1 protein-coding gene is annotated in these 468 nt (G+C 66.9%); it reads right to left on the bottom strand.

Going from position 1 to position 468, the window contains the following annotated elements; translation table 11 throughout:
* Positions 1–468, bottom strand: a 468-nt coding sequence (locus tag RM572_RS29050; RefSeq protein WP_311676344.1) for a 3'-5' exonuclease, incomplete at both ends; no start/stop codon positions are given.

The following is a 468-nucleotide window of genomic DNA, read 5'->3' as shown; positions in this document are numbered from 1 at the left end:
CTCCATGACAGCCTCGACCAGATCCCCCAGCTCGTCATCGAGCTTGCCGCGCAGCGAGTCGAGCAGCTGAACGAACGATGCGATGGCCTTCTCCGAACGGGAATTGAGCATCGGCACCCGCCCCTCGGCGGCGGCCTGCAGCGCATCGTTGAAGCTGGCTCCGGTGTTCTCCGCGTACACCGCCACACAGGCCTCGGCCCGGTCGCCGATGCCGCGGCGCGGGGTGTTGAGGATGCGGCGCATGCTCACCGAGTCACCCGGGTTGTCCAGCACCCGCAGGTAGGCGACGATGTCGCGGATCTCGCGGCGCTCGTAGAACCGCACGCCACCGACGACCTTGTACGGGATGCCTGCGCGGATGAACACCTCCTCCAGCGCGCGCGAGGAGTTGTTGGTGCGGTAGAACACCGCGACGTCTGAGTATTTGATGCCCTCGCTGTCGGCGAGCGCGTCGATCTCCTCGGCCAC

This window comes from Streptomyces hazeniae, assembly GCF_031845485.1.
GTDB lineage: Bacteria > Actinomycetota > Actinomycetes > Streptomycetales > Streptomycetaceae > Streptomyces > Streptomyces hazeniae.
Note: the sequence above shows the minus strand (reverse complement) of the source record. Positions and strands in the feature narration are given on the sequence as shown.